Source organism: Pseudomonas sp. A (assembly GCF_056270345.1).
The window spans coordinates 1356957-1382692 of the sequence record NZ_CM149873.1 but is presented as its reverse complement, the minus strand read 5'-3'; the positions used below and the strand labels follow the sequence as shown (position 1 = coordinate 1382692).

The following is a 25736-nucleotide window of genomic DNA, read 5'->3' as shown; positions in this document are numbered from 1 at the left end:
TGTAGGAGCGGCCTCGTGCCGCGAAAGGGCTGCGTAGCAGCCCCAGGATCTCAGTGTTGATGCGAAGATTGTCGGGGCCGCTCTGCGGCCCTTTCGCGGCACGAGGCCGCTCCTACAGGTCATCGTGCACAAAAAAGCCCGCATCGCTGCGGGCTTTTTTGTGTCTGCGGATATCAGAAGCGGAACACTTCCATATCGGTACGAATCGGCGAAGCCATCGGGATCTTCGGCTTCTCCGGCTCTTTCTTCACCTGCACCGGGGCCGCCTGCTTGCGGGGCGTCTCCTCGGCGATGGCCGGCTGGTTGGCCAGTGGCTTGACTGCGCTGCTCAGCTGTTCGGCCAGCTTCTGCAGCAATTGCCCCTGGGCCTGGACCTGCGCCGACTCGGTGCCCGCATGGGGCTGCTCGAGGTGGACGATGCGGTTGTCACGCACCTGGCCCCGGCGGTCCAGCACGCGCCACTGGGCATCCAGGATCGCCGGCTGGTTCTTGCCCGAATCCAGGCGGGTGATCGACAGCAGCACCTGCACGTCCGGCGTGAAGCCGGCGCTTGCCGGCGCCAGCACCACGCGCTGGCTGTCCAGGCGCCAGGCCAGCTGGCGCACCAGCAACTGGTCGATATCCGACGAAAGGCTACCGGCCCAGCGGCCATCGGTGGCCGCTGTCAGGCTGCCGTCGGCCTGACGCTGGAGAAAGGTCTCGCGTTGCAGGTAGTCGGCCACCGATACCGGGCCGAGCACCACCGCCATGCCCGCCGCCTGGGTCGGCTGGCCGGGTTCACCACTGTCGAGCTGATACAGGGCAACCGGCTGATGCATGCTGCATCCGCTCAGGCCCAGCAAACCAGTCATCAGCAGCGCAAATGGAAGGCGCGGAAATTTCATTCATCCCATCCAGGCGGCCGTCACCAGACTGACCGCAGTGATACTCATGTAGATTCATCCTGGCACTCGGCCACGCCGGCGCCACGCGGGCACTATCATCCGCGAAATAGCCACCAGACTCCAGCATTTCCGCCTGAAGCGGCGCCGAAAGCGCCGCAGCAGACGGCCCATCCACTCAGGCCGGGGTTTCCACCATCAGCCCGTCGACGCGCTGGAAGCCACGTGGCAATTTGCTACCACGGCGACCACGCTCACCCTTGTAATGCTCGAGGTCATCCGGCTTCAGGGAAAGGGTACGCTTGCCAGCCTGCAATACAAGGGTCGAGCCCTCGCTGATCACCGCCAGGTCGGTCACGTACTCCTCGCGGCTGGCTACCCGGTCGCCCGGCACGCCGATGATCTTGTTGCCCTTGCCCTTGCCCAGCTGCGGCAGGTCGGCGACCTTGAACACCAGCAAACGGCCTTCGGTGGTCACCGCGGCCAGCCAGTCCTGCTCGCGGTTGGCCACCGGGCGCGGGGTCATCACCTTGGCGCCGTTGGGCAGGCTGAGCAGGCCCTTGCCGGCCTTGTTCTTGGCCTGCAGATCCTCACCCTTGACCACGAAACCGTAGCCAGCGTCGGAGGCCACCACGTACAGAGCGTCATCTTCAGGCAACAACACACACTCGAAGGTGGCGCCTGGCGGTGGGGTCAGGCGACCGGTCAGCGGCTCGCCCTGGCCACGAGCCGACGGCAGGCTGTGGGCGGCCAGTGAGTAGCTGCGGCCGGTGGAGTCGATGAGCACGGCGAATTGGTTGGAGCGTCCGGCAGCGGCGGCCTTGAAGCCGTCCCCCGCCTTGTACGAAAGCCCCGTGGCGTCGATGTCATGGCCCTTGGCGCAACGCACCCAGCCCTTCTCCGACAGCACCACGGTGACCGGCTCGGTCGGCATCAGCTCGTTTTCCGACAGGGCCTTGGCCTCGGCGCGCTCGACGATCGGCGAGCGGCGGTCGTCGCCATAGGTCTCGGCGTCTTCGATCAGCTCGCTGCGCACCAGCTTGCGCAGCTTGGCATCGCTGCCCAGCAGAGTGGTCAGGCGCTTCTGTTCCTTGAGCAGCTCGTCCTGCTCGCCACGGATCTTCATCTCTTCCAGACGGGCCAGCTGGCGCAGGCGGGTCTCGAGGATGTAGTCGGCCTGGATCTCGGTCAGGCCGAAACGGGCGATCAGGGCCTGTTTGGGGTGCTCCTCGGTGCGGATGATGTGGATCACTTCATCCAGGTTGAGGAACGCGGTGAGCAAGCCTTCCAACAGGTGCAGGCGCTTCTCGACCTTGTCCAGACGGTGCTGCAGGCGGCGACGAACGGTACCGATCCGGTACTCCAGCCACTCCAGCAGCAGCGCGCGCAGGTTCTTCAGCTGCGGACGGCCGTCGAGGCCGATGATATTGACGTTGACCCGGTAGGTGCTCTCGAGATCAGTGGTGGCGAACAGGTGCTGCATCAGTTCGGCGGCATCGACGCGGTTCGAACGCGGGATGATGACGATGCGGCAGGGGTTCTCGTGGTCCGACTCGTCGCGCAGGTCGGCGACCATCGGCAGCTTCTTGGCCTGCATCTGCGCGGCGATCTGCTCCAGCACCTTGGCCCCGGAGACCTGGTGCGGCAGCGCGGTGACGATAATGTCGCCATCCTCGACGCGGTACACCGCGCGCATGCGGATCGAGCCCTTGCCGGTCTCGTAGAGCTTGAGGATATCGGCGCGCGGGGTGACGATCTCGGCCTCGGTCGGGTAGTCCGGGCCCTGGATGTGCTCGCACAGCTGCTCGAGGGTGGCCTTGGGCTCGTCGAGCAGGCGCACGCAGGCGCTGGCCACTTCGCGCAGGTTGTGCGGCGGCACGTCGGTGGCCATGCCCACGGCGATGCCGGTGGTGCCGTTGAGCAGGATGTTCGGCAGGCGCGCCGGCAGCACCGCCGGCTCCTGCAGGGTACCGTCGAAGTTCGGCACCCAGTCGACGGTGCCCTGGCCCAGTTCGCTGAGCAGCACTTCGGCATAGCGCGACAGGCGCGCCTCGGTGTAACGCATGGCGGCGAACGACTTCGGATCGTCCGGCGCACCCCAGTTGCCCTGGCCGTCGACCAGGGTGTAGCGGTAGCTGAACGGCTGGGCCATCAGCACCATGGCCTCGTAGCACGCCGAGTCGCCGTGGGGGTGGAACTTGCCGAGCACGTCGCCGACGGTACGCGCCGACTTCTTGTGCTTGGAGTCGGCGTCGAGCCCCAGCTCGCTCATGGCATAGACGATGCGGCGCTGCACCGGCTTGAGGCCGTCGCCGATGTGCGGCAGGGCACGGTCCATGATCACGTACATGGAGTAGTTGAGGTAGGCCTGTTCGGTGAAGTCAGCCAGGGAACGGCGTTCGACGCCTTCAAGGCTGAGTTCGAGTGAGTCGCTCATGCGGGCCTCGTCATTTCAGGTTCTGGCGCAGCAGCATGGTGCCGCCGCGCTGGGTAAATTCAAGTTGTTTCAGGGCGCTCATGCCCAGCAGCACGGCCTGGCCATCCAGGCCGGGCACCACCAGCGCGCGCACGTCGCGCAGGTGGATGTCACCCAGTTGCAGGCTGTCGAGCCGGGTGCGGTAGCCTTCGGTGCGGCCATTGGCGGTACTCAGTTGCACCGGTGAGCCGCGGGCCAGGTCCAGGTCGCGGGCTAGTGCTTCTGGAATTGCCACATCAGTGGCGCCGGTATCGAGCATGAAATGCACCACCCGGCCATTGATTGCGCCGTCGGCGACGAAATGGCCCTGGCCGTTGCTCAGCAGGCGCACTTCGACGAAGCCGTCGCCCTGCTCGCTCTGCACCACGGCGTTGGGGTTCTGCTGGCGCTCCTCCCATTGGCCGAAAAAGCGCGTGGCCAGGAACATCGCCGCCGCCCAGGCGACGATCATCAGCACCCTGCCCGCCCGCTTGCCCGCTGGCTGGCTCATGGCTTGGCGCTCCAGCCGCCGGCCGGCGCACCGAAGCGCCAGACGACCGGCCGCGTTTCACCGTCCGACCGCGGGCGGTCGTTGTTGTCCACGCCGATCCAGGCACCGTCCTTGTCGATTACCAGCGCCTCGGCCAGGCCATAGGGCTGTGAATAACGACGCGATTCCACCAGCGCATCGGCGGCGAACGACCAGCAGCGCTCCACGGCGCCGCTGTCGGCATCGCGCCGGCAAATGCGATAGGCGTTGCGCTCGAGGGTGAACAGCTTGCCCTCGAACCAGGCCAGGTCGGCGAAGTCGCGGGAAACCGGGCGTGCCTCGGGGAATTGCGGCGGTTGCATTTCCACGCCGGCCTCACTGAGCAGCACGCAGCCGCGCCCGCAGTTCCATACCGACTGCTGGCGCTGCACGGAGAGCAGGCCGCGCCGCTCACGCTCGGCGGCCAGCCACAGGCGATCGCCCGCCGGGTTGATCGCCAGCCCTTCGAACAGTGCGTTGAAATGCAGCAGCATGCCGCTGGCCCGCGCCTGACGCACCATGGCCTGGTCGATTCTCAGCCAGTCCGGCTCGCCTTCCAGGGGCAGTTGCAGCACCGCGGCCTGGGCCTCGCTGACGATGAACAGGTTGCCGGCCTGGTCGCAGGTGATGCCTTCGAAATCCAGCGCGCCGCCACGGATGTAGGACGCTGCCCAGTTGCGCGATTTCAGCCCCCAGGGCAACCCGGTATCGGGGGCCGGCGGCGGGGTGAAGGTCAGCGGCTGGGCCTGCCAGGCCGCACCGTCCTGGTCCAGGCGGTAGATGCGGTCGTCATCGCGGTCGGACACCGCCCACAACGCCCCCCGGCACCAGGCCAGGCCCGACAGGTTGCCGCCGCGCATGCCATCGACCACGTGCTCGCCGCTGAGCTTGAGCTGCGGCCAGTCGCCGGCCTGGGCCTGCAGGGCGAACAGCGCCAGGCAGGCCATGAGCAACGGACGAATCAAACCAGGACCTCGGCCAGGTTACCTTTGGTTTCCAGCCAGTTCTTGCGGTCACCCGCACGCTTCTTGGCCAGCAGCATGTCCATGATCTCGGTGGTGCCCTGCACGTCGTCCAGGGTGAGCTGGACCAGGCGCCGGGTGTTCGGGTCCATGGTGGTCTCACGCAGCTGCGGCGGGTTCATCTCGCCCAGGCCCTTGAATCGGGTGACCTGCGGCTTGCCGCGCTTCTTCTCGGCGACCAGCCGGTCGAGGATGCCGTCGCGCTCGGCTTCGTCCAGGGCGTAGTAGATCTCCTTGCCCAGGTCGATGCGGTACAGCGGCGGCATGGCCACGTAGACGTGCCCGGCCTCGACCAGCGGACGGAAGTGCTGGACGAACAGCGCGCACAGCAGGGTGGCGATGTGCAGGCCGTCGGAGTCGGCGTCGGCGAGGATGCAGACCTTGCCGTAGCGCAATTGCGAAAGGTCGGTGGCACCCGGGTCGACGCCGATGGCCACGGCGATGTTGTGCACCTCCTGGCTGGCCAGGACTTCGCCGCCATCGACTTCCCAGGTGTTGAGGATCTTGCCGCGCAGCGGCAGGATCGCCTGGAATTCCTTGTCCCGCGCCTGCTTGGCCGAACCGCCGGCGGAATCACCCTCGACCAGGAACAGCTCGGCGCGCATCGGATCCTGGCCTGCGCAGTCGGCCAGCTTGCCGGGCAGCGCCGGGCCCTGGGTGATGCGCTTGCGCTCGACCTTCTTGCTTGCTTTCAGGCGACGGCCGGCGTTGCTGATGGCCAATTCGGCCAGTTGCATGCCCAGCTCGGGATTGGCATTGAGCCACAGGCTGAAAGCGTCCTTGACCACGCCGGAGACGAACGCCGCCGCCTCACGGGACGACAGGCGCTCCTTGGTCTGCCCGGAGAACTGCGGCTCCTGCATCTTCATCGACAGCACGAAGCTGATGCGTTCCCAGACGTCCTCGGGGGCCAGCTTGACCCCGCGCGGCAACAGGTTGCGGAACTCGCAGAATTCACGCATGGCGTCCAGCAGGCCCTGGCGCAAGCCATTGACGTGGGTGCCACCTTGCGCGGTGGGGATCAGGTTGACGTAGCTCTCCTGGATGCTGTCGCCGCCCTCGGGCAGCCACAGCAGGGCCCAGTCCACGGCTTCCTTGTTGCCGGCCAGGCTGGCGCAGAACGGCTCGTCGGGCAGGCGCAGGTACTCGCTGACCGAGTCGACCAGGTAGGAACGCAGGCCGTCCTCGTAGTGCCATTCGACCTTCTCGCCGGTGCCCTTGTCCTCGAAGCTGATGGACAGCCCCGGGCACAGCACGGCCTTGGCCTTGAGCACGTGCTTGAGGCGGCTGATGGAGAATTTCGGCGAGTCGAAGTACTTCGGATCGGGGGTGAAGTACACGCTGGTGCCGGTGTTGCGCTTGCCGACGGTGCCAACCACTTCCAGCTCGCTGGCCTTGAAGCCGTCGGCGAAGGTCATCTGGTATTCGTTGCCGTCGCGCTTGACGCGTACCCGCACCTGGCTCGACAGGGCGTTGACCACCGAGATGCCGACGCCGTGCAGGCCGCCGGAGAACTGGTAGTTCTTGTTGGAGAACTTGCCGCCGGCGTGCAGCTTGGTGAGGATCAGCTCGACGCCGGAAACGCCCTCTTCGGGGTGGATGTCCACCGGCATGCCGCGGCCATCGTCGCTGACCTCCAGCGAGTGGTCGGCATGCAGGATCACCTGTACCGAGCGGGCGTGGCCTGCCAGGGCTTCGTCGACGCTGTTGTCGATGACTTCCTGGGCCAGGTGGTTGGGCCGGCTGGTGTCGGTGTACATGCCCGGCCGCTTGCGGACCGGATCAAGGCCCGAGAGGACTTCGATGGCGTCTGCGTTATAGGCGCTAGCGCTGGGATTGGCCATGGGTTCTCGTCGTCAGTCTGGTGAATGCAAAAGTCAAAATACAGAAAAATCCAGCGCCGCATACTGCCCGCGGGCAATGCCGGCGAAGGCCAGCAGGGCCGGGAGCTGCTCGGCGAAGCCCTGGTAGCTGTGGTCGCCGCCAGCCTGGATACGCAGGGCACAGGCGCGGTAATAGCGCTCGGCGTGGCGATAGTCCAGTGTTTCATCGGCGGTCTGCAACCACACTTGATAGCGGGCGGCGTCCTGCGGCGGCGGCACTTCCAGTTCGGCCAGGGCGTCCACGTGGTCGTGGGTCAGCTCCCAGGCCTCATCGGTATAGAGGTTGCGCTGGGTGCCCAGGTAGCCGTCGAACAGGCGGTGCGGGCCGACCGCCGGGTTGACCAGCAGGGCTTTGAGGCCGTAGCGCTCGGCAAGGTGAGTGGCATAGTAGCCGCCGAGGGAGCTGCCGACCAGCAAGGGGGCGCCGAGCTCGGCGATGGCGGCCTCCAGCTGGGCAATGGCCTGGCGCGGGTGGTGGTGCAGGGCCGGGACGCGCAGCTGGTCGGATAGCCCGAGCCGCTGCATCAGCGCCTCGAGCTGGCACGCCTTCTTCGACAGCGGCGAGCTGTTGAAGCCATGGATATAGAGGATGGAACCCGACATGCTGCCCCCGGACGCAAAGACGCGCAGTGTAGCGTGTTCGAAGGGCATTGGCGCAGCGTGGGGATTTTCGCAACAAATTCTTCAAACAGCTGGGGGCGCTTTGCGCCCCTTTCGCGGCACAAGGCCGCTCCTACAGGGAGACGCGTACCCTGTAGGAGCGGCCTTGTGCCGCGAAAGGACCGCAAAGCGGTCCCCTGATTCAGTAACCCGGGCTGTCGAAATCCAGCTTCACCTCGAAATCGCACGCCCGCTCCACGCCGGTCTCCAACCGCCCGTCGGCATGCAGCCGCAACCAGCGATAGCCCGGCTGCTCTTCGCTCACCTTGAAATCCTCGCTGCGCGGCGCGAACTGGATGCAGGTCGAAGGCGTGGCGAGGCAACGGATGTCGTCGCGCACCTCATCCCATTCCTGATGGATATGCCCCCACAGCAGCGCCTTCACTTGTGGATAACTGCGCAAGCGCTTCAACAACTCATCGGCATTGCGCAACCCGATCGGTGCAATCCACGCACAACCGATATCCACCGGCTGATGGTGGCAGCACACCAGGCAATGGCGTTCGCCTGCCCCGTCCAGCGCCTGGTCAAGCACCGCCAGCTGGTCGTCAGCCAACAAACCGAAGGTGGCACCCACCACTGCCGAATCGAGCATGACGATGCGCCATTGGCCAATGTCCGTCACCGCCTGCACCAGTTCCGGCGCCACGGACTGCATCACCTGGGCCTCGTCATGATTGCCCGGCAGCCAGCGTGCTGGCGCTCCCAACTTCGAGGTCAACTCGCTAAATACCTGGTAGGAGGCGACGCTGGCATCCTGCGACAGATCGCCCGTGCACAGCAGCAGGTCGATGCGCGGCTGCTCGCGGCGCACCTGGTCGATCACATGCTCAAGGCTGTCACGGGTATTCAGGCCCAGCAACGTGCCCGCCGGATCGGCGAACAGGTGGGCGTCGGTCAGTTGCACCACATGGATGGGTGACGGAAGTGAGTGTGGTTGCGGCAACGGCCGTCTCCTCGAGCGGATTCAGCACCGATTATGGCGGCGGATCGGTTTCGAGCAAGTACTCGAAACCGACGCGCATCACATTTCAGCGCACCGCTTCCAGTTCGTGGCCACAGGCCAGGCAATGGCTCAGCCATTCACCGAGGAACAGGTTGAGCTGAGCCTTCTCGTCCGGCTGGTGCATCGCCGTGTTGGGGTACGGGTAGATGCTGCGCAGGCGGCGGGCATGTTCGGCGCTGACCACCTCGGCCATGCGTGCGTCATGGTAGACCTGCACCTCCAGCTCGGGCACCGGCAACCAGGGCAGGCTGTGCTCCTGGCGCACCTTGAGGGTGGTGGTGTAGGGACAGGCGAGCAGCACTTCGAGCACCAGCACGCCGAGCATCTGGTCGCCCTGGGTCATGCCGATACGGCGCGAGCTCTGCGTGGTGCGCATGTCCGGCAGCAGGCGCATCAGACGGGCATAGTTGGCCTCGCAGGCCGACTGCAGCCCGACCAGGTCGACCCGATAGCGCTCACGCAGCAGGTTCACTTCCACATACCTCGGACTTCGTCACGGTTGAGCGCCAGCCATTGCAGGCCGATGATCGTGGCGGCGTTGCAGATACGCCCGTCACGCACCGCCTGCAGGGCATCCTCGAACGCCCACACGCGCACGCGGATATCCTCGCTCTCTTCCTCCAGGCCATGCAGGCCACCGGCGCCCTCGCTGGAACAACGGCCCAGGAACAGGTGGACGTACTCGTCGCTGCCGCCTGGCGAGGGGAAGTAGCAGGTCATCGGCCACAGCGCGCTGAAGGTCAGGCCAGCTTCCTCATCGGCTTCACGGTGAGCGACCTCTTCCGGCGCCTCGTCCTTGTCGATCAGGCCGGCGACCATCTCGATCAGCCAGGGATTATCGATCTTGCCCACGGCGCCAACCCGAAACTGCTCTATCAGCACCACTTCATCGCGCTGCGGATCGTAGGGCAGCACACAGACGGCGTCATGGCGCACGAACAGCTCGCGGGTGAACTCGCGGCTCATGCCGCCGGCGAACAATTCGTGGCGCAGGTGCAGCTTGTCGAGCTTGTAGAAGCCCTTGAACAGATGCTCACGCCGGGTGATTTCGACCTGGGTGGGCACAGTATTTGACGTGTCCGTCATGCAAACTCCTTGATACCTCGTTTACCGCATCGCGCAATCCTACTCTGCGCGCCGCCCGGTTTCATCCCTTTCCGGCGACCGTTCGGGCAGCCGGGACAGGCGCGCCGCTCTCTGTTAGCTTAGTGGCGAACTGAAGGCCGCGCAGGCGGTCAAAGGCCGATCATCACCGTTGTGAAAGAGGCAACATGACGCTTGTCAAACTGACTTCCGTGGCCGTCCTGGCATTGGCGCTCGGCGCCTGCCAGAGCCTGTTCACGCCCAATTACCGCGCCCCGCTCGAGGTCAAGCGCGAGGCCTGGGAACACGTCAAGCCCGGCTGCAGCGAGAGCGACTGCCCGCTGGTCAACATCGACGTGGTGCACTTCCCCGCCCTGCCCAAGCTCGACGCCATCGTCGAGAAGCGCCTGCTGATGCTGACCGAGGACAACCAGCGCGGCACCCCGCCGGCCTCGCTGCAAGCCTATGAACAGCAGTACCTGGCCCGCGCCGACAAGCGCAACAGCAGCTACCTGCAGGCCAAGGTACGCGAGCAGCATGACGGGCTGGTGATCGTCGAGCTGTCCAGCTACCTGGACAGCGGCGGCGCCCATGGCATGCCCGGACGCGGCTTCATCAACTACTCGCGCAAGCTGGACAAGGTGCTGACCCTGGACGACATGCTCGTGCCCGGCCAGGAAGCGACCTTCTGGAAGACCGCCGAGGAGTCCCACCGCGCCTGGCTGATCAGCACCGGCATGGACAAGGACGCCGAGTTCGTCAAGACCTGGCCGTTCAAGCAGTCGCCGCACATCGCCCTGACCTATGGCGCGGTGGTAATCAAGTACGAGGTCTACGCCATAGCGCCCTATTCCATGGGCCACGTCGAGCTGAAGATCCCCTACCCGCGCCTCAACGGCGTGATCAGGCCCGAGCTGTTTCCCGGCCGCGGCTGAGCGATAGCAGCAGATGCAGTCCCCCTGCCAGCAGCAGTGCCGGCAGGGTCGCTCCCACCTCCGGCGCCGCGTTAGCCATCAGGTGATAGGCCGCCACCCCCACCGCCCAGGCCAGCAGCGCCTGCCAGTGCAAGCCCTCGACCAGCGCCGGCAGGCGACGGCGACGGACCACGAAGTGGTCCACCAGCACCACGCCGAACAGCGGCGCGAATACCGAGCCGATCAGCAGCAGGAAGTTCTGGTACTGGGCCAGCGGCGCCAGCAGGGCGATCAGCGTGCACAGCACGCCGATAGCCAAGGCCAGGTGCTCGACCTTGAGCTTGACCAGCAGCCCGCTGGAGACCGCTGCCGAGTGGATATCGGCAAAGGCGTTCTCCGATTCGTCCAGCAGGATCAGCAGCAGCGGAATCCCCAACCCGGCGCCGGCCAGCGCCAGCAGCAGCGCATTCACCTCACCGCTTGGGGCGAACGCCAGGGTGTAGGCCACGCCCAGGCTCATCAGCCAGGCGTTGCCGATGAAAAAGCCCAGTGCCGTACCGCCGAATACCCGGCTGGCCCGCTGGCCGAAGCGTGAATAGTCGGCGATCAGCGGCAGCCACGACAGCGGCATGGCGATGACGATGTCGAAGCCCAGGGCCAGGGACAGCGAACCATCCCCCGGGCGCTGCCACAGAGCGGCCAGGTCGGCCTTGGCGAACAGGTTCCAGGTCAGCCAGATACAAGCACCGAGCAACAGCCAGATGCCCCACTTTCGCAACACCTTGCGCACGAACGCCAGCGGCCCGCTGACCGCCAGCAGGGTGGCCAGGGCGCCGAAGCACAGGGTCCACAGCAACGGGCTGCTCCAGCCACTGCCCTCGCCGAAGGCGCGGGTGCCCAGCAGGCTGGCGGCGTCGCGCATGACGATGATCTCGAACGAGCCCCAGCCCACCAGCTGCAGGAGGTTGAGCAAGGCCGGCAGGCGCGCGCCATGGCTACCCAGGGTCAGGCGCAGGGTGGCCATGGCCGAGAGGCCGGTGTCACTGCCGATCACCCCCGCCGCGGCCAGCAGCAGCACGCCTACCGCCGTGCCGAGGGCGATTGCCAGGATCGAGCCGGCCAGACCCAGGCCCGGCGCCAACAGGGCGCCGACCTGCAGCACCATCAGGCCGATGCCGAGGGAGAACCACAGCGAGAACAGGTCGCGGGCACCGAACTGGCGGTGGTGGGTGGGGACGGGGTGGTCGGGGGAGAAGTGGCTGGGGGTAGTCATGGGGGCTCGCCAGATTATTGGAGTTGTTGCTAGCGAGGACTGCGTCCTCGTTTCGCGGCACAAGGCCGCTCCTACAGAGGCCTGCGCGGTCCCTGTAGGAGCGGCCTTGCGCCGCGAAAGGGCCGCAAAGCGGCCCCCAAGGTCTACTTACACCTTCTGGTACAACTGGCTGCCTTCCTGGCGGAACCGCTCGGACTGCTCACGCATGCCCTGCTCGACCGTCACGTCCACGGTCTCGATCTTGGCGGCGTACTCACGCACTTCCTGGGTAATCTTCATCGAACAGAACTTCGGCCCGCACATCGAGCAGAAGTGTGCGACCTTGGCCGACTCCTTGGGTAGCGTCTCGTCGTGGAAGGAACGCGCGGTGTCCGGATCCAGGCCGAGGTTGAACTGGTCTTCCCAGCGGAACTCGAAGCGTGCCTTGGACAGTGCGTTGTCACGAATCTGCGCACCTGGATGGCCCTTGGCGAGGTCGGCAGCGTGCGCGGCGATCTTGTAGGTGATGATGCCGGTCTTCACGTCATCCTTGTTCGGCAGGCCCAGGTGCTCCTTGGGCGTGACATAGCAGAGCATGGCGCAACCGAACCAGCCGATCATCGCAGCGCCGATGCCTGAGGTGATGTGGTCGTAGCCCGGGGCGATATCGGTGGTCAGCGGGCCGAGGGTGTAGAACGGCGCCTCGTCGCAGCACTCGAGCTGCTTGTCCATATTCTCCTTGATCAACTGCATCGGCACGTGGCCGGGGCCTTCGATCATGCACTGCACATCGTGCTTCCAGGCGATCTTGGTCAGCTCGCCAAGGGTTTCCAGCTCACCGAACTGGGCGGCGTCGTTGGCGTCGGCGATCGAGCCCGGGCGCAGGCCGTCGCCCAGCGAGAAGCTGACGTCGTAGGCCTTCATGATCTCGCAGATCTCGTCGAAGTGCGTGTACAGGAAGTTCTCCTTATGGTGCGCCAGGCACCACTTGGCCATGATCGAGCCGCCGCGGCTGACGATGCCGGTGACGCGCTTGGCGGTCAGCGGCACATAGCGCAGCAGAACGCCGGCGTGGATGGTGAAGTAGTCCACGCCCTGCTCGGCCTGTTCGATCAGGGTGTCGCGGAACAGCTCCCAGGTCAGGTCTTCGGCCACGCCGTTGACCTTCTCCAGGGCCTGGTAGATCGGCACGGTACCGATCGGCACCGGCGAATTGCGGATGATCCACTCGCGGGTCTCGTGAATGTGCTTGCCGGTGGACAGGTCCATGACCGTGTCCGAGCCCCAGCGGATACCCCAGGTCAGCTTGGCCACTTCTTCCTCGATCGAGGAACCCAGGGCGCTGTTGCCGATGTTGCCGTTGATCTTCACCAGGAAGTTGCGGCCGATGATCATCGGCTCCAGCTCGGTGTGGTTGATGTTGGCCGGAATGATCGCGCGACCGCGGGCGATCTCTTCGCGGACGAACTCGGGGGTGATCTCTTTCGGGATGCTGGCGCCGAAGCTGTGGCCGGCGTGCTGCTGGTTCAGCAGGCCGGCGGCACGGGCTTCCTGCAGCTTCATGTTCTCGCGGATGGCGACGTATTCCATCTCGGCGGTGATGATGCCCTGGCGCGCGTAGTGCATCTGCGTGACGTTGGCGCCGGCCTTGGCGCGGCGCGGGTTGCGCACATGGGCGAAGCGCAGCTTGGCCAGCTCCGCGTCGTTCAGGCGCTGCTGGCCGAAGTTCGAGCTCAGGCCCTCCAGGCGCTCGGTGTCGCCACGGGCGTCGATCCAGGCCGAGCGCACATCGCCCAGGCCCTTGCGCACATCGATGATGACATTGGGGTCGGTGTACGGGCCGGAAGTGTCATACACCAGCACCGGGGCGTTCTTTTCGCCGCCGAAGTCGGTGGGGGTGTCGTGCAGGCTGATCTCGCGCATGGGCACGCGGATGTCGGGGCGCGAGCCTTCGACATAGACCTTGCGCGAATTGGGCAGGGGTTGCACGGACTGTTGGTCGACTTGGGCCGACTCGCTCAGACTGATTGTTTTTTCTTGTTTGCTCATCACAGGCTCTCCAGACAGCTTCCAGGCGGTGGAATGTCGGGGTGAACCTGAAAGGCGTGGACGCACCCGTGTTGACGAGTGCAGTGCCGGACATGGGGTGCCGTGGGCTGCAAGCAGCTGTGGCGATCCCGGACCTGGCACAAGAGGCTCCCGGGATGTGAGAGCAATCTTGTTCCCTACGCAGGCGCTAACCTGATCAGGTTCAACGGGATCCGCACCTCTGCGATCTCAGCCTTTGCTTCAAGGCACCCCGACAAGAACATGCGCAGTCTAGACTGGAGTGGCCGGCAAAGCCAAGCGGGTAAATCCGGGGGTGATAAATGGCACACACGGCGGATTGTTGATGGCGGCGCGCGGCACTACACTGGCGCATCGCTCGATACCCGACAGTACAGTAAATAAAATTTGATCAAGGATTGCCCTATGCTGCGCAAACTCTCACTGGCAATTGCCGTGTCTTGTGCGTCCCACGGAGTGGCCTGGGCAGTGGATACGCCCACGACGGTGAAGACCGACCTGGTCAGCGTCTACCAGGAAGCGGTCGACAACAACGCCGACCTGGCCGCCGCCCGCGCCGATTACGGCGCCCGCCGCGAAGTGGTGCCCCAGGCCCGCGCCGGCCTGCTGCCGAACCTTTCGGCCGGCGCCGAGATGATGAGCACCCGCACCAAGCTCGACGAACCGTCGGTCACCTCCAACCGCAGCGGCAATGCCTGGAGCGCCACCCTGGCGCAGCCGATCTTCCGCGCCGACCGCTGGTTCCAGCTACAAGCCGCCGAGTCGGTCAACGAACAGGCCGCCCTGGAACTGTCGGCCACCGAGCAGAACCTGATCCTGCAGAGCGCCGAGAACTACTTCGCGGTGCTGCGTGCGCAGGACAACCTGGCCTCGACCAAGGCCGAAGAAGCGGCCTTCAAGCGCCAGCTCGACCAATCCAACGAGCGCTTCGACGTCGGTCTCTCGGACAAGACCGACGTGCTGCAGTCCCAGGCCAGCTACGACACCGCCCGGGCCAACCGGATCATCGCCGAGCGCCAGGTGCAGGATGCCTTCGAAGCCTTGATCACCTTGACCAACCGCCAGTACTCGGCGATCCAGGGCGTGGTCCACACCCTGCCGGTGCAGGTGCCCACGCCCAACGACGCCAAGGCCTGGGTCGAAACCGCCGGGCGGCAGAACCTCAACCTGCTGGCGACCAATCACGCCGTGGCGGCGGCCGAGGAGACCGTGCGCCAGCGCAAGGCCGGCCATGCGCCGACCCTCGACGCGGTGGCCAAGTACCAGAAGGGCGACAACGACAACCTCGGTTTCACCAATTCTCAGCTGCAACCGAACGTGCGCTATGGCGGTGACGTGGAGCAGACCAGCATCGGCCTGCAACTGAACATCCCGATCTACAGTGGCGGCCTGACCAGCTCCCAGGTGCGCGAGGCCTACGCCCGCCTGACCCAGAGCGAGCAGCAGCGCGAAAGCCTGCGTCGCCAGGTGGTGGAGAACACCCGCAACCTGCACCGCGCGGTGAACACCGACGTGGAGCAGGTACAGGCGCGCAAGCAGTCGATCATCTCCAACCAGAGCGCGCTGGAAGCCACCGAGATCGGCTACCAGGTCGGTACCCGCAACATCGTCGATGTGCTCGACGCGCAGCGCCAGCTGTACACCTCGGTGCGTGACTACAACAACAGCCGCTATGACTACATTCTCGACAACCTGCGTCTGAAGCAAGCCGCCGGCACCCTGAGCCCGCAAGACCTGCAGGACCTGGGACGCTACCTGAAGGCCGACTACAACCCGGACAAGGATTTCCTGCCACCGGACCTGGCGGCGGCAGCGGCGAAGAACTTCGAACGCCGGCCTTGAGCGCTGGGGCCGCTTCGCGCCCCATTCGCGGCACAAGGCCGCTCCTACAGGAGAGCGCAACCCCCTGTAGGAGCGGCCTTGTGCCGCGAAAGGAGCGCAAAGCGCTCCCTGGGACGCTTATTTCAGCAAACCTGCCAACCCATCCAACAACCGCTGCAACGCGCCCTGGTTGGCCTGCATCACCGCCCTGCCCGCCTCGCCCATGCGCCGCGCATCCTGCGGCAGCTCGACCAACCGGCGCACCGCCCCGGCCAGCCCTTCGGCATCGTCCACCTGTTGCAATGCCCCCGCCTCGCGCAGCATCGCGCTGATCTCGAGGAAGTTGAACACATGCGGCCCCATGAGCACCGGCAGCGCCAGCGCCGCCGGCTCCAGCGGGTTGTGCCCGCCGGTGGCCACCAGGCTGCCACCGACGAAGGCGATGTCGGCCAGGGCATAGAGGAACAGCAGCTCACCCATGGTGTCGCCCAGCAGTACCTGGGTCTGCGCCGTGACCGCATCTGCGCTCGAGCGGCGCACCGTGGAGAACTGCCCGGCGCACAGGTCATGCACCGCCGCAAAACGCTCGGGATGGCGCGGCACCAGGATCAGCAACGCATCGCTGTGGACCTTCAGCAGCTCACGATGAGCCTGGAGAATCAACGCGTCTTCGCCATCGTGGGTACTGGCAGCGATCCATACCGGACGTTGCTGGGTAGCCCACTGCTCGCGCAATGCGCGGGCCCGTGGCAGCAGTTGATCGTCGATCTTCAGGTCGAACTTGATCGAACCGGTTACCTGCACGCATTCGTGGCGCGCACCGAGCGCTAGGAAACGCTCGGCCTCGGCTTCGGTCTGCACGGCGATCAGGCTCATCTCCTCGAGCATCGGCCGGGTCAGGCCGGCGAAGCGGGCATAGCCACGGGCCGAGCGCTCGGACAGCCGGGCATTGGCCAGCGCCACCGGAATGCCGCGCCTGGCGCACTGGTGGATATGGTTCGGCCACAGCTCGGTTTCCATGATGATGCCCAGGCGCGGGCGCACATGATCGAGGAACCGCCCGGCCGCCCACGGCAGGTCGTAAGGCAGGTAGCAGTGTTGCACCCGTGGCTCACCCTCGAACATCGCGCGGATGCGCTCGGAGCCGGTCGGGGTCATGCAGGTAAGCGTGATCGGCAGGTCCGGGTACTGCTTGAGCAGGGCCCGGACCATCGGCGCGGCGGCGATGCTCTCGCCCACCGAGACCGCATGCACCCAGATGCCGCCCTGGCGCATCGGCGGTAGCTGGCAGGCGAAGCGCTCGGCGATCCGCGCACGGTACGCAGGCGCCTTGCGCCCGCGCAGGAACAGGCGCAGCGCGACCAGCGGCAGGCCCAGGTGAAACAGCAGGGTATAGAGGGTTCTGTTCATGGCGGCGGAGTTTACTAGGAACTGGATGAAAAGGCCTGTCAGCCAATCGCCCGCAGGTGCACGGCGAAGCGCTCGGCCAGCCACTGCGCGGCCGGACCCAGCGGCTCGTCGCGCCGCCAGGCCAGCTCCGCCACCAGCGCCGGCGGACGCCACTCACTGTCCAGTTCGACCATCTGCGTCTGGTAGGTGGGGTACTGCACCACATGCCGGGGCAGCCAGGCCCAGCCCAGGCCACGCATCAGCAACTCGGCCATGGCGTAGAAACTGTCGGCGCGCCAGACCTGCGGACTGATCGCCTCACCGCCCGGGTAGCCGCTCTGCTGCGGAGTGATCAACAACTGGCGGTGGCGGGCCAGTTGCTGGCGGCTGACCTTGGCCAGGTGTGCCAACGGATGATCGATGGCACACACCGTGACCATCTCGACGCTGCCCAGGGCGCGCCGCTCCAACGAGGCGGGAATGCTTTCATGGTGGAAGAACAAGCCCAGGTCGGCGCGCCGCTCCACCAGCTTGCGCGCCACATCGCCCTGGGCGCCGCTGGCCAGTTGCACTTCCAGGTAGGGGTAGCGCGCCGCCAGCTCGTCGAGGCTGTCGATCACCGGCTGGTAGGGCATGGCCTCGTCCTGGGCCACCCGCAGCAACGCCTCCTGCCCACGCATCAAGGCCAGCGCCCGGCCATCCAGGCGCTCGCACTGGCGCAACAGCTCACGGGCGTCCTCCAGCAAGGCGGCGCCGCTTTCGGTCAGGCGCGGCTGCCGGCCGCTGCTGCGTTCAAACAGGGTCACCCCCAGATCCGCCTCGAGCAAGGCGATGGCGCTGCTGATCGCCGACTGGGCCTTGCGCTGCTCGCGGGCCACGGCGGAAAACGACCGCAGCTCGGCGGCCCGCACGAACAGACGTAGTTGCTCGAGACTCCAGTGTTCAGTCATTGCCACCCTATCTCAAAAGTAGATAGGTAATGACTTTACCGCATCCGGGGATTCCCTAGAATGCCCATCCAGCAACGGAGGACCCGCACCATGAACGCCTACACCTATCTCGCCATCGCCATCTGCGCCGAAGTCATCGCCACCGCCTCCATGAAAGCGGTCAAGGGGCTGAACACGCCGCTGCCGCTGCTACTGATGGTCTGCGGCTACGGCGTGGCGTTCTGGATGCTGACCCTGGTGGTGCGCAGCATTCCGGTGGGCATCGCCTATGCGATCTGGTCGGGGCTGGGGATCGTGCTGATCAGCATCGCGGCGCTGGTGATCTACGGGCAGAAGCTGGATGTGCCGGCGATGCTGGGCATGGCCATGATCGTCGGCGGGGTGGTGGTGATCCAGGTGTTTTCCAATACTGCCGGGCATTGATGCTTCCCTGAGGATTTTGGGGCTGCTTTGCGGCCCTTTCGCGGCACAAGGCCGCTCCTACAGGGGACCGCGTAAATCCTGGGTCTGCGCGGCCCCTGTAGGAGCGGCCTTGTGCCGCGAAAGGGCTGCACAGCAGCCCCAGGATCGCAAAGCCCACGCCGCCCCGACGCTGTATACTGCGCACCTGTCCCAGTTTTCGAGGTGCCCGCATGCCATCCGCCATTACCACTGACGTGCTGATCGTCGGCGCCGGGGTCGCAGGCCTCTGGCTCAATGCCCGGCTGCGCCGCCTGGGCTATTCGACGGTGCTGATGGAGCGCGCCAGCCTGGGCGGTGAGCAGACCATCAAGTCGCAAGGCATCATCCACGGTGGCACCAAATACGCCCTGCACGGCGCCCTCAGCGGCGCCTCCGAGGCCATCGCCGACATGCCGCGGCGCTGGCGCGAAGCGCTGGCCGGCAACGGCGAGCTGGACCTGACCGGCACCCGCCTGCTCTCCGACGCCCACTACCTGTGGTCCCCCGGCACCCTGGCCGGCAACCTCACCAGTTTCTTCGCCAGCAAGGCCGTGCGTGGCCGGGTCGACCAGGTCAAGGGCGAGCAACTGCCGCCGGCCCTGCAGGACCGCGCCTTCAAGGGCAAGGTCTACCGCCTGGCCGAACTGGTCATCGACGTGCCCAGCCTGCTGGCCAACCTGGCGCAACTGGCGGGCGACAGCCTGCTGGCCGGCGAGCGGATCGAGCCACTGCGCGACGGCGATGAACTGGCCGGGCTGGTGGTCGATGGCCGCGAAATCCGCGCCCAACGCATCGTCCTCAGCGCCGGCGGCGGCACCGAAGCGCTGCTGCACGCCCTGGGGCTGAGCCAACCGGCCATGCAGCGCCGTCCGCTGCACATGGTCCTGGCCAAGGGCCCCAATCTCAAGCCGCTGTACGCCCACTGCCTGGGCGGCGGGCCCAAGCCGCGCATTACCGTGACCACCCACCCGGCCGCCGATGGCCAATGGGTGTGGTACCTGGGTGGCGACATCGCCGAGGCCGATGGCGTGGCCCGCGAGCCCGCCGCGCAGATCGCCGCGGCGCAAAAGGAAGTCGCCAGCCTGTTGCCGTGGGTCGACCAGGCCCAGGTGCGCTGGGCCACCCTGCGGGTCGACCGCGCCGAACCGGCGCAATCAGGCCTGGTGCGTCCGGACAACGCCTTCCTCGCCGACCAGCAGCGCCTGCTGGTCGGCTGGCCGACCAAGCTCGCCCTGGCGCCGGACTTCGCCGATCGCGTACTGGCCAGCTTCGAACGTGACGGCATCCGCCCGGCAAGCCGGCCGGACCTTGCCGACCTGCCTCGTCCACCGCTGGCGTTGCCGGCCTGGGAGCAACTGCTGCCATGACGCTGCCGACCCTGCACGATCATCACCGCCCCCTGGGCAGCACGGGCCTGCGGGTATCGCCGCTGGGCCTGGGCACGGTCAAGCTTGGCCGCGACCAGGGCGTGAAATACCCCAACGGTTTCACTATCCCCGATGACGAGGCCGCCCGCCTGCTGCTCGCCCAAGCCCGCGAGCTGGGTATCAACCTGATTGATACCGCGCCAGCCTACGGCCGCAGCGAGGAGCGCCTCGGCCCGCTGCTGCGCGGTCAGCGCGACCAGTGGGTGATCGTCAGCAAGGTCGGCGAAGAGTTCGAGGCCGGCCAGTCGCACTTCGACTTCAGCGCCGCCCACACCCGCCGCTCGGTCGAGCGCAGCCTCCAGCGCCTGGAAACCGACCGCATCGAACTGGTGCTGGTGCATTCCGACGGCAACGACCTGGCGATCCTCGAGCAGCAGGGCGTGTACGAAACCCTCGCCGCGCTCAAGCAGGAAGGCAAGATTCTCGGCTATGGTTTGTCCGGCAAGACTGTCGCCGGCGGCCTGAAGGCGCTGGAGCAAGGTGATTGCGCCATGGTCACCTACAACCTCAACGAGCAGGCGGAGCGGCCCGTGCTGGACTACGCTGCCGAACACGGCAAGGCCATCCTGGTGAAGAAGGCCCTGGCCAGCGGGCATATCTGCCTGGCGCCCGGGGTCGATCCGGTGCAGGCCAGTTTCGAGTTGCTGTTCGCCCACCCGGGCGTGAGCAGTGCCATCGTTGGCACCATCAACCCGCTGCACCTGGCCCACAACGTGGCCACCGTCGCCCGCATCCTGGGCCGGCCCTGAGCCGCCCGGGCGGGGGCCCAACGCAAGGAGGAGCCTCGTGCCGCGTACGCTGATCCGCAAGAATCCGAGCAACTTCAAGACCCTGCCGCTGCATGTCGAGGCCACGCCCGAAGGCCTGGCCTACCAGAGCATCGGCATGCCGCTGAACTTCGCCCAGACCCTGCAGCGGCGCAAGGCCATCCAGGTCGCCGACCCCGAGCACTTCGTGGCGGAACTTGCCAACCTCGGCGTGTCGGTGCGACTGACCCTGCACTGGCAGGGCCGCGACTACTGGGTACTGGTCCGCCAGCGCCGCCAGGACCGTGGCGATGTGGTGCTCAAGCTGATTTCCGGCTATGTCCCGGCCCACGAGCTGAACCTGCCGCTGCACACGGCGATCCAGGAAGTGGCCGAGGAATGCCTGCTGGAAACCCCGGAGGGCTGGCTGGGCGGACGCTTCAACGACACCTGGTTGCCAGCGCCCTATGCCGACGCCCTGCACTATCGCGAGGCCCTGCCGTTCGTGCTCTCACCCGAGTCCGGTGCCGCCCGCCCGGTGCATTGCGCCAAGCTGATGCTGCTGGAGCGCCCGCGCGCCTATGTACACCTGCCCACCGCGTCGTTGCAGCTGATCTACGACCTGCGCCTGCAGGTGCCCAGGGAGGCCAAGTCGCTGAGCCTGTTCCATGTCGACGAGCGCCTGGAGGGCGATCAGTTGGTGGCCAGGCTCAATCGCAAGCGGCCGGACCTCTACCTGATGCCGCTCAAGGACGGCCAGCCGGTGGCCGAGCTGTACACCTTGAAGAAGGACCAGCTGACCCCCGCAAGCACGCGCGGACTGTGGCTGGCGGAGAGCTTCGCCCGCCAGGATGGCTGGGTGGTGCGGGATGAGCGGGTACGCTGGAAGGACTGGCTGAAGCAGCAGGGGCTGGTCGAAAGCAAGCCCGCGCCGGCGTCGCACCTGGAACGATTCGGGGACAAGGCACGGGAACTGCTGGCCCGGGCGCGAACCTCGCTGCATAAATGAACACGGGGCAAGCCCGCTCCCAATGCTTCGTGGGAGCGGGCTTGCCCCGCGACTTGCAACGTATCAGTGCTTGCGGATCTTCTCGACGATCGCCGTGGTCGAGCTATTCTCCACCAGGCCCAGCACCTTCACCGTGCCGCCGTAGGCCTTGACGATATCGGCGCCGACCACCTGCTCGATACCGTAGTCCCCCCCCTTGACCAGTACATCCGGCTTGACCTGGCGCAGCAGGTTCTCCGGCGTGTCCTCGGGGAAGCTGATGACCCAGTCCACCGCACCGAGGCCGGCCAGCACGGCCATGCGTCGGTCGACGCTGTTGATCGGCCGGCCCGGGCCCTTCAGGCGGCTGACCGAGGCATCGTCGTTGATGGCAACGATCAGCCGGTCGCCCTGGGCGCGAGCCTGTTCCAGGTAGGTCACGTGACCCGCGTGAAGGATATCGAAACAGCCGTTGGTGAAGACGATCTTCTCGTTGTGCGCACGGGCATCATCGATGGCCAGCAGCAGTTGCTCCAGCCCCAGCACACCCCGCTCCGAGCCCTCTTCACGCTGGATGGCGCGACGCAGCTCGGGGGCGCTGATGGCAGCGGTACCCAGCTTGCCGACCACGATACCGGCGGCCAGGTTGGCCAGGGCGACGGCATGCGGCAGGTCTTCGCCTGCGGCAATGGCGGCGGCGAGCGTGGAGATCACCGTATCACCGGCACCAGTGACATCGAACACCTCGCGAGCGCGGGCCGGCAGGTGCAAAGCCGGGTGGCCGGTGCGCAGCAGGGTCATGCCGTGCTCGCCACGGGTCACCAGCAGTGCGCCCAGGTCCAGCTCTTCGAGCAGCTTCAGGCCTTTGGCGACCAGCTCGGTTTCATCGGTGCAACGGCCAACGATGGTCTCGAATTCGCTGAGGTTCGGGGTGATCAGGCTGGCACCGCGGTAGATCGAGAAATCCTTGCCCTTGGGGTCGGCCAGCACCGGGATGCCCTTGCTGCGGGCAGCCTGGATCAGCGCCTGATGGTTCTGCAGTGCACCCTTGCCGTAGTCGGACAGCACCAGCACCTTGATACCTTCGAGCAAGGCATCGACCTCCGCGCCCAGCGACAGCGGGTCGGTGGCGAACGGCTCTTCGAAGTCGATACGCAGCAGTTGCTGGTGACGGCTCATCACCCGCAGCTTGACGATGGTCGGCTGGTGAGCGATGCGCTGGAAGATCGAGCGTACACCGGCAGCGTGCAGGCTGTTGGCGAGGCTATCGGCGGCCTCGTCCTGGCCGGTGACCCCGACCAGCGCGGCCGGCGCGCCAAGGGCGGCGATGTTCAAGGCCACGTTGGCCGCGCCGCCGGGGCGATCCTCGATCTGATCGACCTTGACCACCGGCACCGGCGCTTCAGGCGAAATACGCGAAGTACCGCCATGCCAGTAGCGGTCGAGCATGACATCGCCGACCACCAGTACCGGGGCTTGATCGAAACGCGGCATGGACAACTTCATGGGCAACCCATTTTTGGAAAAGTGAACAGGGGCAGGATATTAGCACAGGGATGCGCAGGGCTTTATGGCCAACCGCAGCGATGCTGTATCGATTGACCGGCGAGGCCTGCCAGGCCTCGCCGTGACGCTGACTCAGGTGATGTTGGCCTTTTCGGCCTCGTCCAGCCCCATGGCGTGCAGACGGGCGTAATGGCCATTGGCCTGGAGCAGTTCGGCGTGTGTGCCGCGCTCCACCAGACGCCCCTGGTCCATGACCAGGATCAGGTCGGCCTTCTCGATGGTCGACAGACGGTGCGCGATCACCAGGGTGGTGCGCCCCTCCATCACATGATCCAGCGCCGCCTGGATATGCCGTTCAGACTCGGTATCCAGGGCAGAGGTGGCCTCGTCGAGAATCAGCAGCGGCGCATTCTTGAGCAAGGCCCGGGCAATCGCCAGGCGCTGGCGCTGGCCGCCGGAAAGCAGCACACCGTTCTCGCCGACTTCGGTATCGAAGCCCTTGGGCAACTGGTCGACGAACTCCTTGGCATAGGCATCGGCGGCGGCGGCCTCGATATCCGCGCGCGGCGCGCCGGCCAGATCGCCGTAGGCGATGTTGTTGGCCACGGTGTCGTTGAACAAGGTGACATGCTGGGTCACCTGGGAAACGTGGCGGCGCAGGTTGCGCAGGCGGTATTCCTCGATCTCCACGCCGTCGAGCAGGATCTGCCCTTCCGTATGGTGGTAGAAGCGCGGGATCAACGCCGCCAGCGTCGACTTGCCACTGCCCGAGCGACCTACCAGGGCGATCATCTGCCCGGGCTCGGCGGTGAAGCTGATATTGCTGAGCACCTGACGTTCGGTACCCGGGTAGGTGAAGCTGAGGTTGCGCACGTCCAGGCGCCCCTCGACCCGCTCTTTCTCGATGGTGCCGTTGTCGACTTCGGGCTTCTCGTCCAGTTGCTCGAAAATGCTCTCGGCGCCGGCAAGGCCCTTCTGGATGGTCGAGCTGACTTCGGAGAGCTGGCGAATCGGCTTGGGCAGAAGGCCTGCCGCGGTGATGTAGGCCACCAGGTCACCCGCAGAAGCCTCGCCACGCAGGAACAGCACCAGGAACATCAGCGCGGCCATGGCGGTGTAGATCACCAGTTGCAGCATCGGCGTGTACAGCGCGCCGGTCTTGGTCATGCGCAGTTGCTTGTCGGTGTTGCTCTGGCTGGCCTTCTCGAAGCGGCGCTCCTCGTAGCTTTCGCCACCGAAGCTGCGCACCACGCGGTAACCCTGGATGGTCTCGGAGGCCACGTGGGTAACGTCGCCCATGGCCACCTGGATCTTCTTGCTCTGCTTGCGGAATTTCTTGCTGGCGGTGCTCACCATCACCGCGATCAGCGGCAGGATCGCCACCATCACCAGGGTCAGCTTCCAGTTCATCCACAGCAGGTAGGCAAACAGGAACACCACCGTCAGGCCCTCACGAATGACTACCTTGATGGCATCGGTGGCGGCGCCGGTGACCATGGTCACGTTGAAGGTGATGCGCGAGATCAGGTGCCCGGAATTGTGGTTGTCGAAGTAGCGGTTGGGCAGGACCAGCAACTTGTTGAACAGCTCGACCCGCAGGTCGTGCACCAGGCACAGCGAGACCTTGGACAGGTAGTAGTTGCCGAGGAACGAACCCAGGCCCTGCCAGGCGGCAATCAGGATGATCAGCAGCGGCACCGCCTGCAGCAACTGCAGGTCGCGCAGGTAGGGCACGTCGGGGAACAGCACCGCCTGCGGATTGCTCAGCCCATCGACGAAATACTTGAGGATCCCGGCCAGCATCGGCTGGGTCGAGGCGAAGATCACGAAGCCGACGATGCTCAGCAGGAAGATGCCGATGTAGGGTTTGACATAGCCCAGCAGGCGCAGATAGATCTTCAGGCTTGCGGGGGAAGACGATTCGGGAACTGTCATGAGAATCCGTCGGGTCAAAAAGAGTCGGGATTATACCACACACGGTGTCTTGCACCGCCCGCCACAGGTTAAGATAGACGGCTGTTCCGAACCCTGGCCCCGGAGGCTTGATGCACGCACTTGACCACGCCCGTTACCTTGCCCTGCGCGAGGGCGCCCACGTCCTCGAGGCCGACGGGACTGGCGACAAGGTCCTGCGCCTGAGCGACGGTTCGATGCTCAAGCTGTTCCGCCGCAAGCGCCTGATCAGCTCGGCGGCCTGGTATCCCTACGCCCGGCGTTTCGCCGACAACTGCCAGGCCCTGGCCGAACGCGGCATCCCTTGCCCGCAGGTCAAGGCGGTTTACCGTATCGCCGAGATTGCCCGCGATGCCGTGCACTATGACCCGCTACCCGGTCATACGCTGCGCCAACTGCTGGAGCAACCCGGCAACCACCCAGGCTTGCGCGACCAGCTCGGACGTTTCATCGCGGCGCTTCATGAAGCGGGGGTGTACTTCCGCTCCGCGCACCTGGGCAACGTGGTGCTGACGCCCGAAGGCAAGCTGGGGTTGATCGACGTCGCCGACCTGCGCATGTACCGCAAGCCACTTCGCCGCTCACAACGCCAGCGCAACTTCCGTCATATGCTGCGTTACCGGGAAGATCGGGCGTGGTTGCTGGGTGACGGCGACAACGCCTTCATCGAAGCCTATCTCGCCAGCCAGCAGGTCTGCCGCCGCCAGGACCTGGCCAACGCACTGGCCTGAACGATAATGGCCGCCCGGAGGCGGCCATCTTC

Annotated in this window: 22 protein-coding genes and 1 riboswitch; of the genes, 7 read left to right on the top strand and 15 right to left on the bottom strand. The window is 65.9% G+C overall.

Features of this window, described 5'->3' with window-relative positions; translation table 11 throughout:
• Positions 1–173: 173 nt before the first annotated feature.
• From AC0MAZ_RS06210 to AC0MAZ_RS06170, 9 genes are all read right to left on the bottom strand, one after another.
• Entirely contained in the window at positions 174–884 is a 711-nt protein-coding gene (locus AC0MAZ_RS06210) for a PqiC family protein (RefSeq protein WP_203648199.1), read from the bottom strand.
• Positions 885–1059: 175 nt separating this feature from the next.
• Positions 1060–3318 carry a DNA topoisomerase IV subunit A gene (gene parC, locus AC0MAZ_RS06205; RefSeq protein WP_475860660.1) on the bottom strand — a complete coding sequence of 753 codons (2259 nt, stop codon included), beginning with the start codon at positions 3316–3318 and terminating at the stop codon, positions 1060–1062.
• Positions 3319–3328: 10 nt separating this feature from the next.
• Entirely contained in the window at positions 3329–3847 is a 519-nt protein-coding gene (locus tag AC0MAZ_RS06200; RefSeq protein WP_475860658.1) for a retropepsin-like aspartic protease family protein, read from the bottom strand.
• The gene (locus tag AC0MAZ_RS06195; RefSeq protein ID WP_232856316.1) at positions 3844–4830 is read right to left on the bottom strand and encodes an esterase-like activity of phytase family protein; all 987 of its coding nucleotides are present in this window, start codon (positions 4828–4830) and stop codon (positions 3844–3846) included. Before AC0MAZ_RS06195 ends, AC0MAZ_RS06200 begins: the two co-directional genes overlap by 4 nt.
• Positions 4827–6731 (bottom strand): DNA topoisomerase IV subunit B, encoded by a 1905-nt coding sequence (parE, locus tag AC0MAZ_RS06190; RefSeq protein ID WP_203648202.1) that lies wholly within the window; start codon positions 6729–6731, stop codon positions 4827–4829. The genes AC0MAZ_RS06195 and parE overlap by 4 nt, the downstream gene beginning before the upstream one ends.
• 33 nt (positions 6732–6764) lie before the next feature.
• On the bottom strand, positions 6765–7373 hold the full coding sequence (locus tag AC0MAZ_RS06185) for a YqiA/YcfP family alpha/beta fold hydrolase (protein WP_232856314.1): 609 nt from the start codon (positions 7371–7373) through the stop codon (positions 6765–6767).
• Between the two features lie 199 nt (positions 7374–7572).
• Positions 7573–8376, bottom strand: a complete 804-nt coding sequence (gene cpdA / locus AC0MAZ_RS06180; protein ID WP_234562144.1) for a 3',5'-cyclic-AMP phosphodiesterase — start codon at positions 8374–8376, stop codon at positions 7573–7575.
• A gap of 85 nt (positions 8377–8461) precedes the next feature.
• Positions 8462–8914: a DUF1249 domain-containing protein gene (locus AC0MAZ_RS06175; protein WP_023630808.1), complete on the bottom strand. Its 453-nt coding sequence runs from the start codon at positions 8912–8914 to the stop codon at positions 8462–8464.
• Positions 8905–9522: an NUDIX domain-containing protein gene (locus AC0MAZ_RS06170; protein WP_475860654.1), complete on the bottom strand. Its 618-nt coding sequence runs from the start codon at positions 9520–9522 to the stop codon at positions 8905–8907. Before AC0MAZ_RS06170 ends, AC0MAZ_RS06175 begins: the two co-directional genes overlap by 10 nt.
• Before the next feature lie 185 nt (positions 9523–9707).
• Here AC0MAZ_RS06170 and AC0MAZ_RS06165 point away from each other — a divergent pair, with 185 nt between their 5' ends.
• On the top strand, positions 9708–10454 hold the full coding sequence (locus AC0MAZ_RS06165) for an RsiV family protein (RefSeq protein WP_475860652.1): 747 nt from the start codon (positions 9708–9710) through the stop codon (positions 10452–10454).
• Here the strand turns inward: AC0MAZ_RS06165 and cytX are convergent.
• Positions 10423–11706, bottom strand: a complete 1284-nt coding sequence (cytX, locus tag AC0MAZ_RS06160) for a putative hydroxymethylpyrimidine transporter CytX (protein WP_234562138.1) — start codon at positions 11704–11706, stop codon at positions 10423–10425. The two genes, AC0MAZ_RS06165 and cytX, sit on opposite strands and share 32 nt — an antisense overlap.
• A gap of 147 nt (positions 11707–11853) precedes the next feature.
• Complete coding sequence (gene thiC, locus AC0MAZ_RS06155; protein WP_203648207.1) at positions 11854–13734, bottom strand: phosphomethylpyrimidine synthase ThiC; 1881 nt, start codon at positions 13732–13734, stop codon at positions 11854–11856.
• A 156-nt stretch (positions 13735–13890) separates the two neighbouring features.
• Positions 13891–13997, bottom strand: a riboswitch (TPP riboswitch).
• 160 nt (positions 13998–14157) lie between these two features.
• On the opposite strand from thiC, the gene AC0MAZ_RS06150 reads away from it, so the two are divergent.
• Positions 14158–15594 (top strand): TolC family outer membrane protein, encoded by a 1437-nt coding sequence (locus AC0MAZ_RS06150; protein ID WP_203648208.1) that lies wholly within the window; start codon positions 14158–14160, stop codon positions 15592–15594.
• A gap of 117 nt (positions 15595–15711) precedes the next feature.
• Here AC0MAZ_RS06150 and waaA read toward each other — a convergent pair whose 3' ends face one another.
• Both waaA and AC0MAZ_RS06140 read right to left on the bottom strand, forming a co-directional pair.
• The gene (gene waaA / locus AC0MAZ_RS06145) at positions 15712–16983 is read right to left on the bottom strand and encodes a lipid IV(A) 3-deoxy-D-manno-octulosonic acid transferase (protein WP_475860649.1); all 1272 of its coding nucleotides are present in this window, start codon (positions 16981–16983) and stop codon (positions 15712–15714) included.
• A gap of 38 nt (positions 16984–17021) precedes the next feature.
• Complete coding sequence (locus AC0MAZ_RS06140) at positions 17022–17912, bottom strand: LysR family transcriptional regulator (RefSeq protein WP_203648210.1); 891 nt, start codon at positions 17910–17912, stop codon at positions 17022–17024.
• A gap of 90 nt (positions 17913–18002) precedes the next feature.
• On the opposite strand from AC0MAZ_RS06140, the gene AC0MAZ_RS06135 reads away from it, so the two are divergent.
• The 4 genes from AC0MAZ_RS06135 (at position 18003) to AC0MAZ_RS06120 (ending at position 21535) form a co-directional block, all read left to right on the top strand.
• A complete protein-coding gene (locus AC0MAZ_RS06135; protein ID WP_050707183.1) occupies positions 18003–18335 on the top strand; it encodes a DMT family transporter in 333 nt (110 codons plus the stop codon).
• Between the two features lie 209 nt (positions 18336–18544).
• Entirely contained in the window at positions 18545–19720 is a 1176-nt protein-coding gene (locus tag AC0MAZ_RS06130; protein WP_475860646.1) for an NAD(P)/FAD-dependent oxidoreductase, read from the top strand.
• Positions 19717–20529 (top strand): aldo/keto reductase, encoded by an 813-nt coding sequence (locus AC0MAZ_RS06125; protein ID WP_475860644.1) that lies wholly within the window; start codon positions 19717–19719, stop codon positions 20527–20529. Before AC0MAZ_RS06130 ends, AC0MAZ_RS06125 begins: the two co-directional genes overlap by 4 nt.
• Positions 20530–20566: 37 nt before the next feature.
• On the top strand, positions 20567–21535 hold the full coding sequence (locus AC0MAZ_RS06120; protein ID WP_475860642.1) for a metal ABC transporter ATPase: 969 nt from the start codon (positions 20567–20569) through the stop codon (positions 21533–21535).
• Between the two features lie 63 nt (positions 21536–21598).
• Here AC0MAZ_RS06120 and hldE read toward each other — a convergent pair whose 3' ends face one another.
• Positions 21599–23020 (bottom strand): bifunctional D-glycero-beta-D-manno-heptose-7-phosphate kinase/D-glycero-beta-D-manno-heptose 1-phosphate adenylyltransferase HldE, encoded by a 1422-nt coding sequence (hldE, locus tag AC0MAZ_RS06115; RefSeq protein WP_234562686.1) that lies wholly within the window; start codon positions 23018–23020, stop codon positions 21599–21601.
• Between the two features lie 132 nt (positions 23021–23152).
• Positions 23153–24955, bottom strand: a complete 1803-nt coding sequence (gene msbA, locus AC0MAZ_RS06110; protein WP_203648215.1) for a lipid A export permease/ATP-binding protein MsbA — start codon at positions 24953–24955, stop codon at positions 23153–23155.
• Positions 24956–25065: 110 nt separating this feature from the next.
• Between msbA and AC0MAZ_RS06105 the strand changes: the two genes are divergently transcribed.
• Entirely contained in the window at positions 25066–25704 is a 639-nt protein-coding gene (locus AC0MAZ_RS06105) for a phosphotransferase (protein WP_234562687.1), read from the top strand.
• The last annotated feature ends 32 nt before the right edge of the window (positions 25705–25736 follow it).

What these genes read in the sequence shown, in the direction of transcription:
- AC0MAZ_RS06210 (WP_203648199.1), bottom strand. Translation starts at nt 884, where the DNA reads ATGAAATTTCCGCGCCTTCCATTTGCGCTGCTGATGACTGGTTTGCTG.
- parC (WP_475860660.1), bottom strand. Translation starts at nt 3,318, where the DNA reads ATGAGCGACTCACTCGAACTCAGCCTTGAAGGCGTCGAACGCCGTTCC.
- AC0MAZ_RS06200 (WP_475860658.1), bottom strand. Translation starts at nt 3,847, where the DNA reads ATGAGCCAGCCAGCGGGCAAGCGGGCGGGCAGGGTGCTGATGATCGTC.
- parE (WP_203648202.1), bottom strand. Translation starts at nt 6,731, where the DNA reads ATGGCCAATCCCAGCGCTAGCGCCTATAACGCAGACGCCATCGAAGTC.
- AC0MAZ_RS06185 (WP_232856314.1), bottom strand. Translation starts at nt 7,373, where the DNA reads ATGTCGGGTTCCATCCTCTATATCCATGGCTTCAACAGCTCGCCGCTG.
- AC0MAZ_RS06170 (WP_475860654.1), bottom strand. Translation starts at nt 9,522, where the DNA reads ATGACGGACACGTCAAATACTGTGCCCACCCAGGTCGAAATCACCCGG.
- AC0MAZ_RS06165 (WP_475860652.1), top strand. Translation starts at nt 9,708, where the DNA reads ATGACGCTTGTCAAACTGACTTCCGTGGCCGTCCTGGCATTGGCGCTC.
- cytX (WP_234562138.1), bottom strand. Translation starts at nt 11,706, where the DNA reads ATGACTACCCCCAGCCACTTCTCCCCCGACCACCCCGTCCCCACCCAC.
- thiC (WP_203648207.1), bottom strand. Translation starts at nt 13,734, where the DNA reads ATGAGCAAACAAGAAAAAACAATCAGTCTGAGCGAGTCGGCCCAAGTC.
- AC0MAZ_RS06150 (WP_203648208.1), top strand. Translation starts at nt 14,158, where the DNA reads ATGCTGCGCAAACTCTCACTGGCAATTGCCGTGTCTTGTGCGTCCCAC.
- waaA (WP_475860649.1), bottom strand. Translation starts at nt 16,983, where the DNA reads ATGAACAGAACCCTCTATACCCTGCTGTTTCACCTGGGCCTGCCGCTG.
- AC0MAZ_RS06140 (WP_203648210.1), bottom strand. Translation starts at nt 17,912, where the DNA reads ATGACTGAACACTGGAGTCTCGAGCAACTACGTCTGTTCGTGCGGGCC.
- AC0MAZ_RS06135 (WP_050707183.1), top strand. Translation starts at nt 18,003, where the DNA reads ATGAACGCCTACACCTATCTCGCCATCGCCATCTGCGCCGAAGTCATC.
- AC0MAZ_RS06130 (WP_475860646.1), top strand. Translation starts at nt 18,545, where the DNA reads ATGCCATCCGCCATTACCACTGACGTGCTGATCGTCGGCGCCGGGGTC.
- AC0MAZ_RS06125 (WP_475860644.1), top strand. Translation starts at nt 19,717, where the DNA reads ATGACGCTGCCGACCCTGCACGATCATCACCGCCCCCTGGGCAGCACG.
- hldE (WP_234562686.1), bottom strand. Translation starts at nt 23,020, where the DNA reads ATGAAGTTGTCCATGCCGCGTTTCGATCAAGCCCCGGTACTGGTGGTC.
- msbA (WP_203648215.1), bottom strand. Translation starts at nt 24,955, where the DNA reads ATGACAGTTCCCGAATCGTCTTCCCCCGCAAGCCTGAAGATCTATCTG.
- AC0MAZ_RS06105 (WP_234562687.1), top strand. Translation starts at nt 25,066, where the DNA reads ATGCACGCACTTGACCACGCCCGTTACCTTGCCCTGCGCGAGGGCGCC.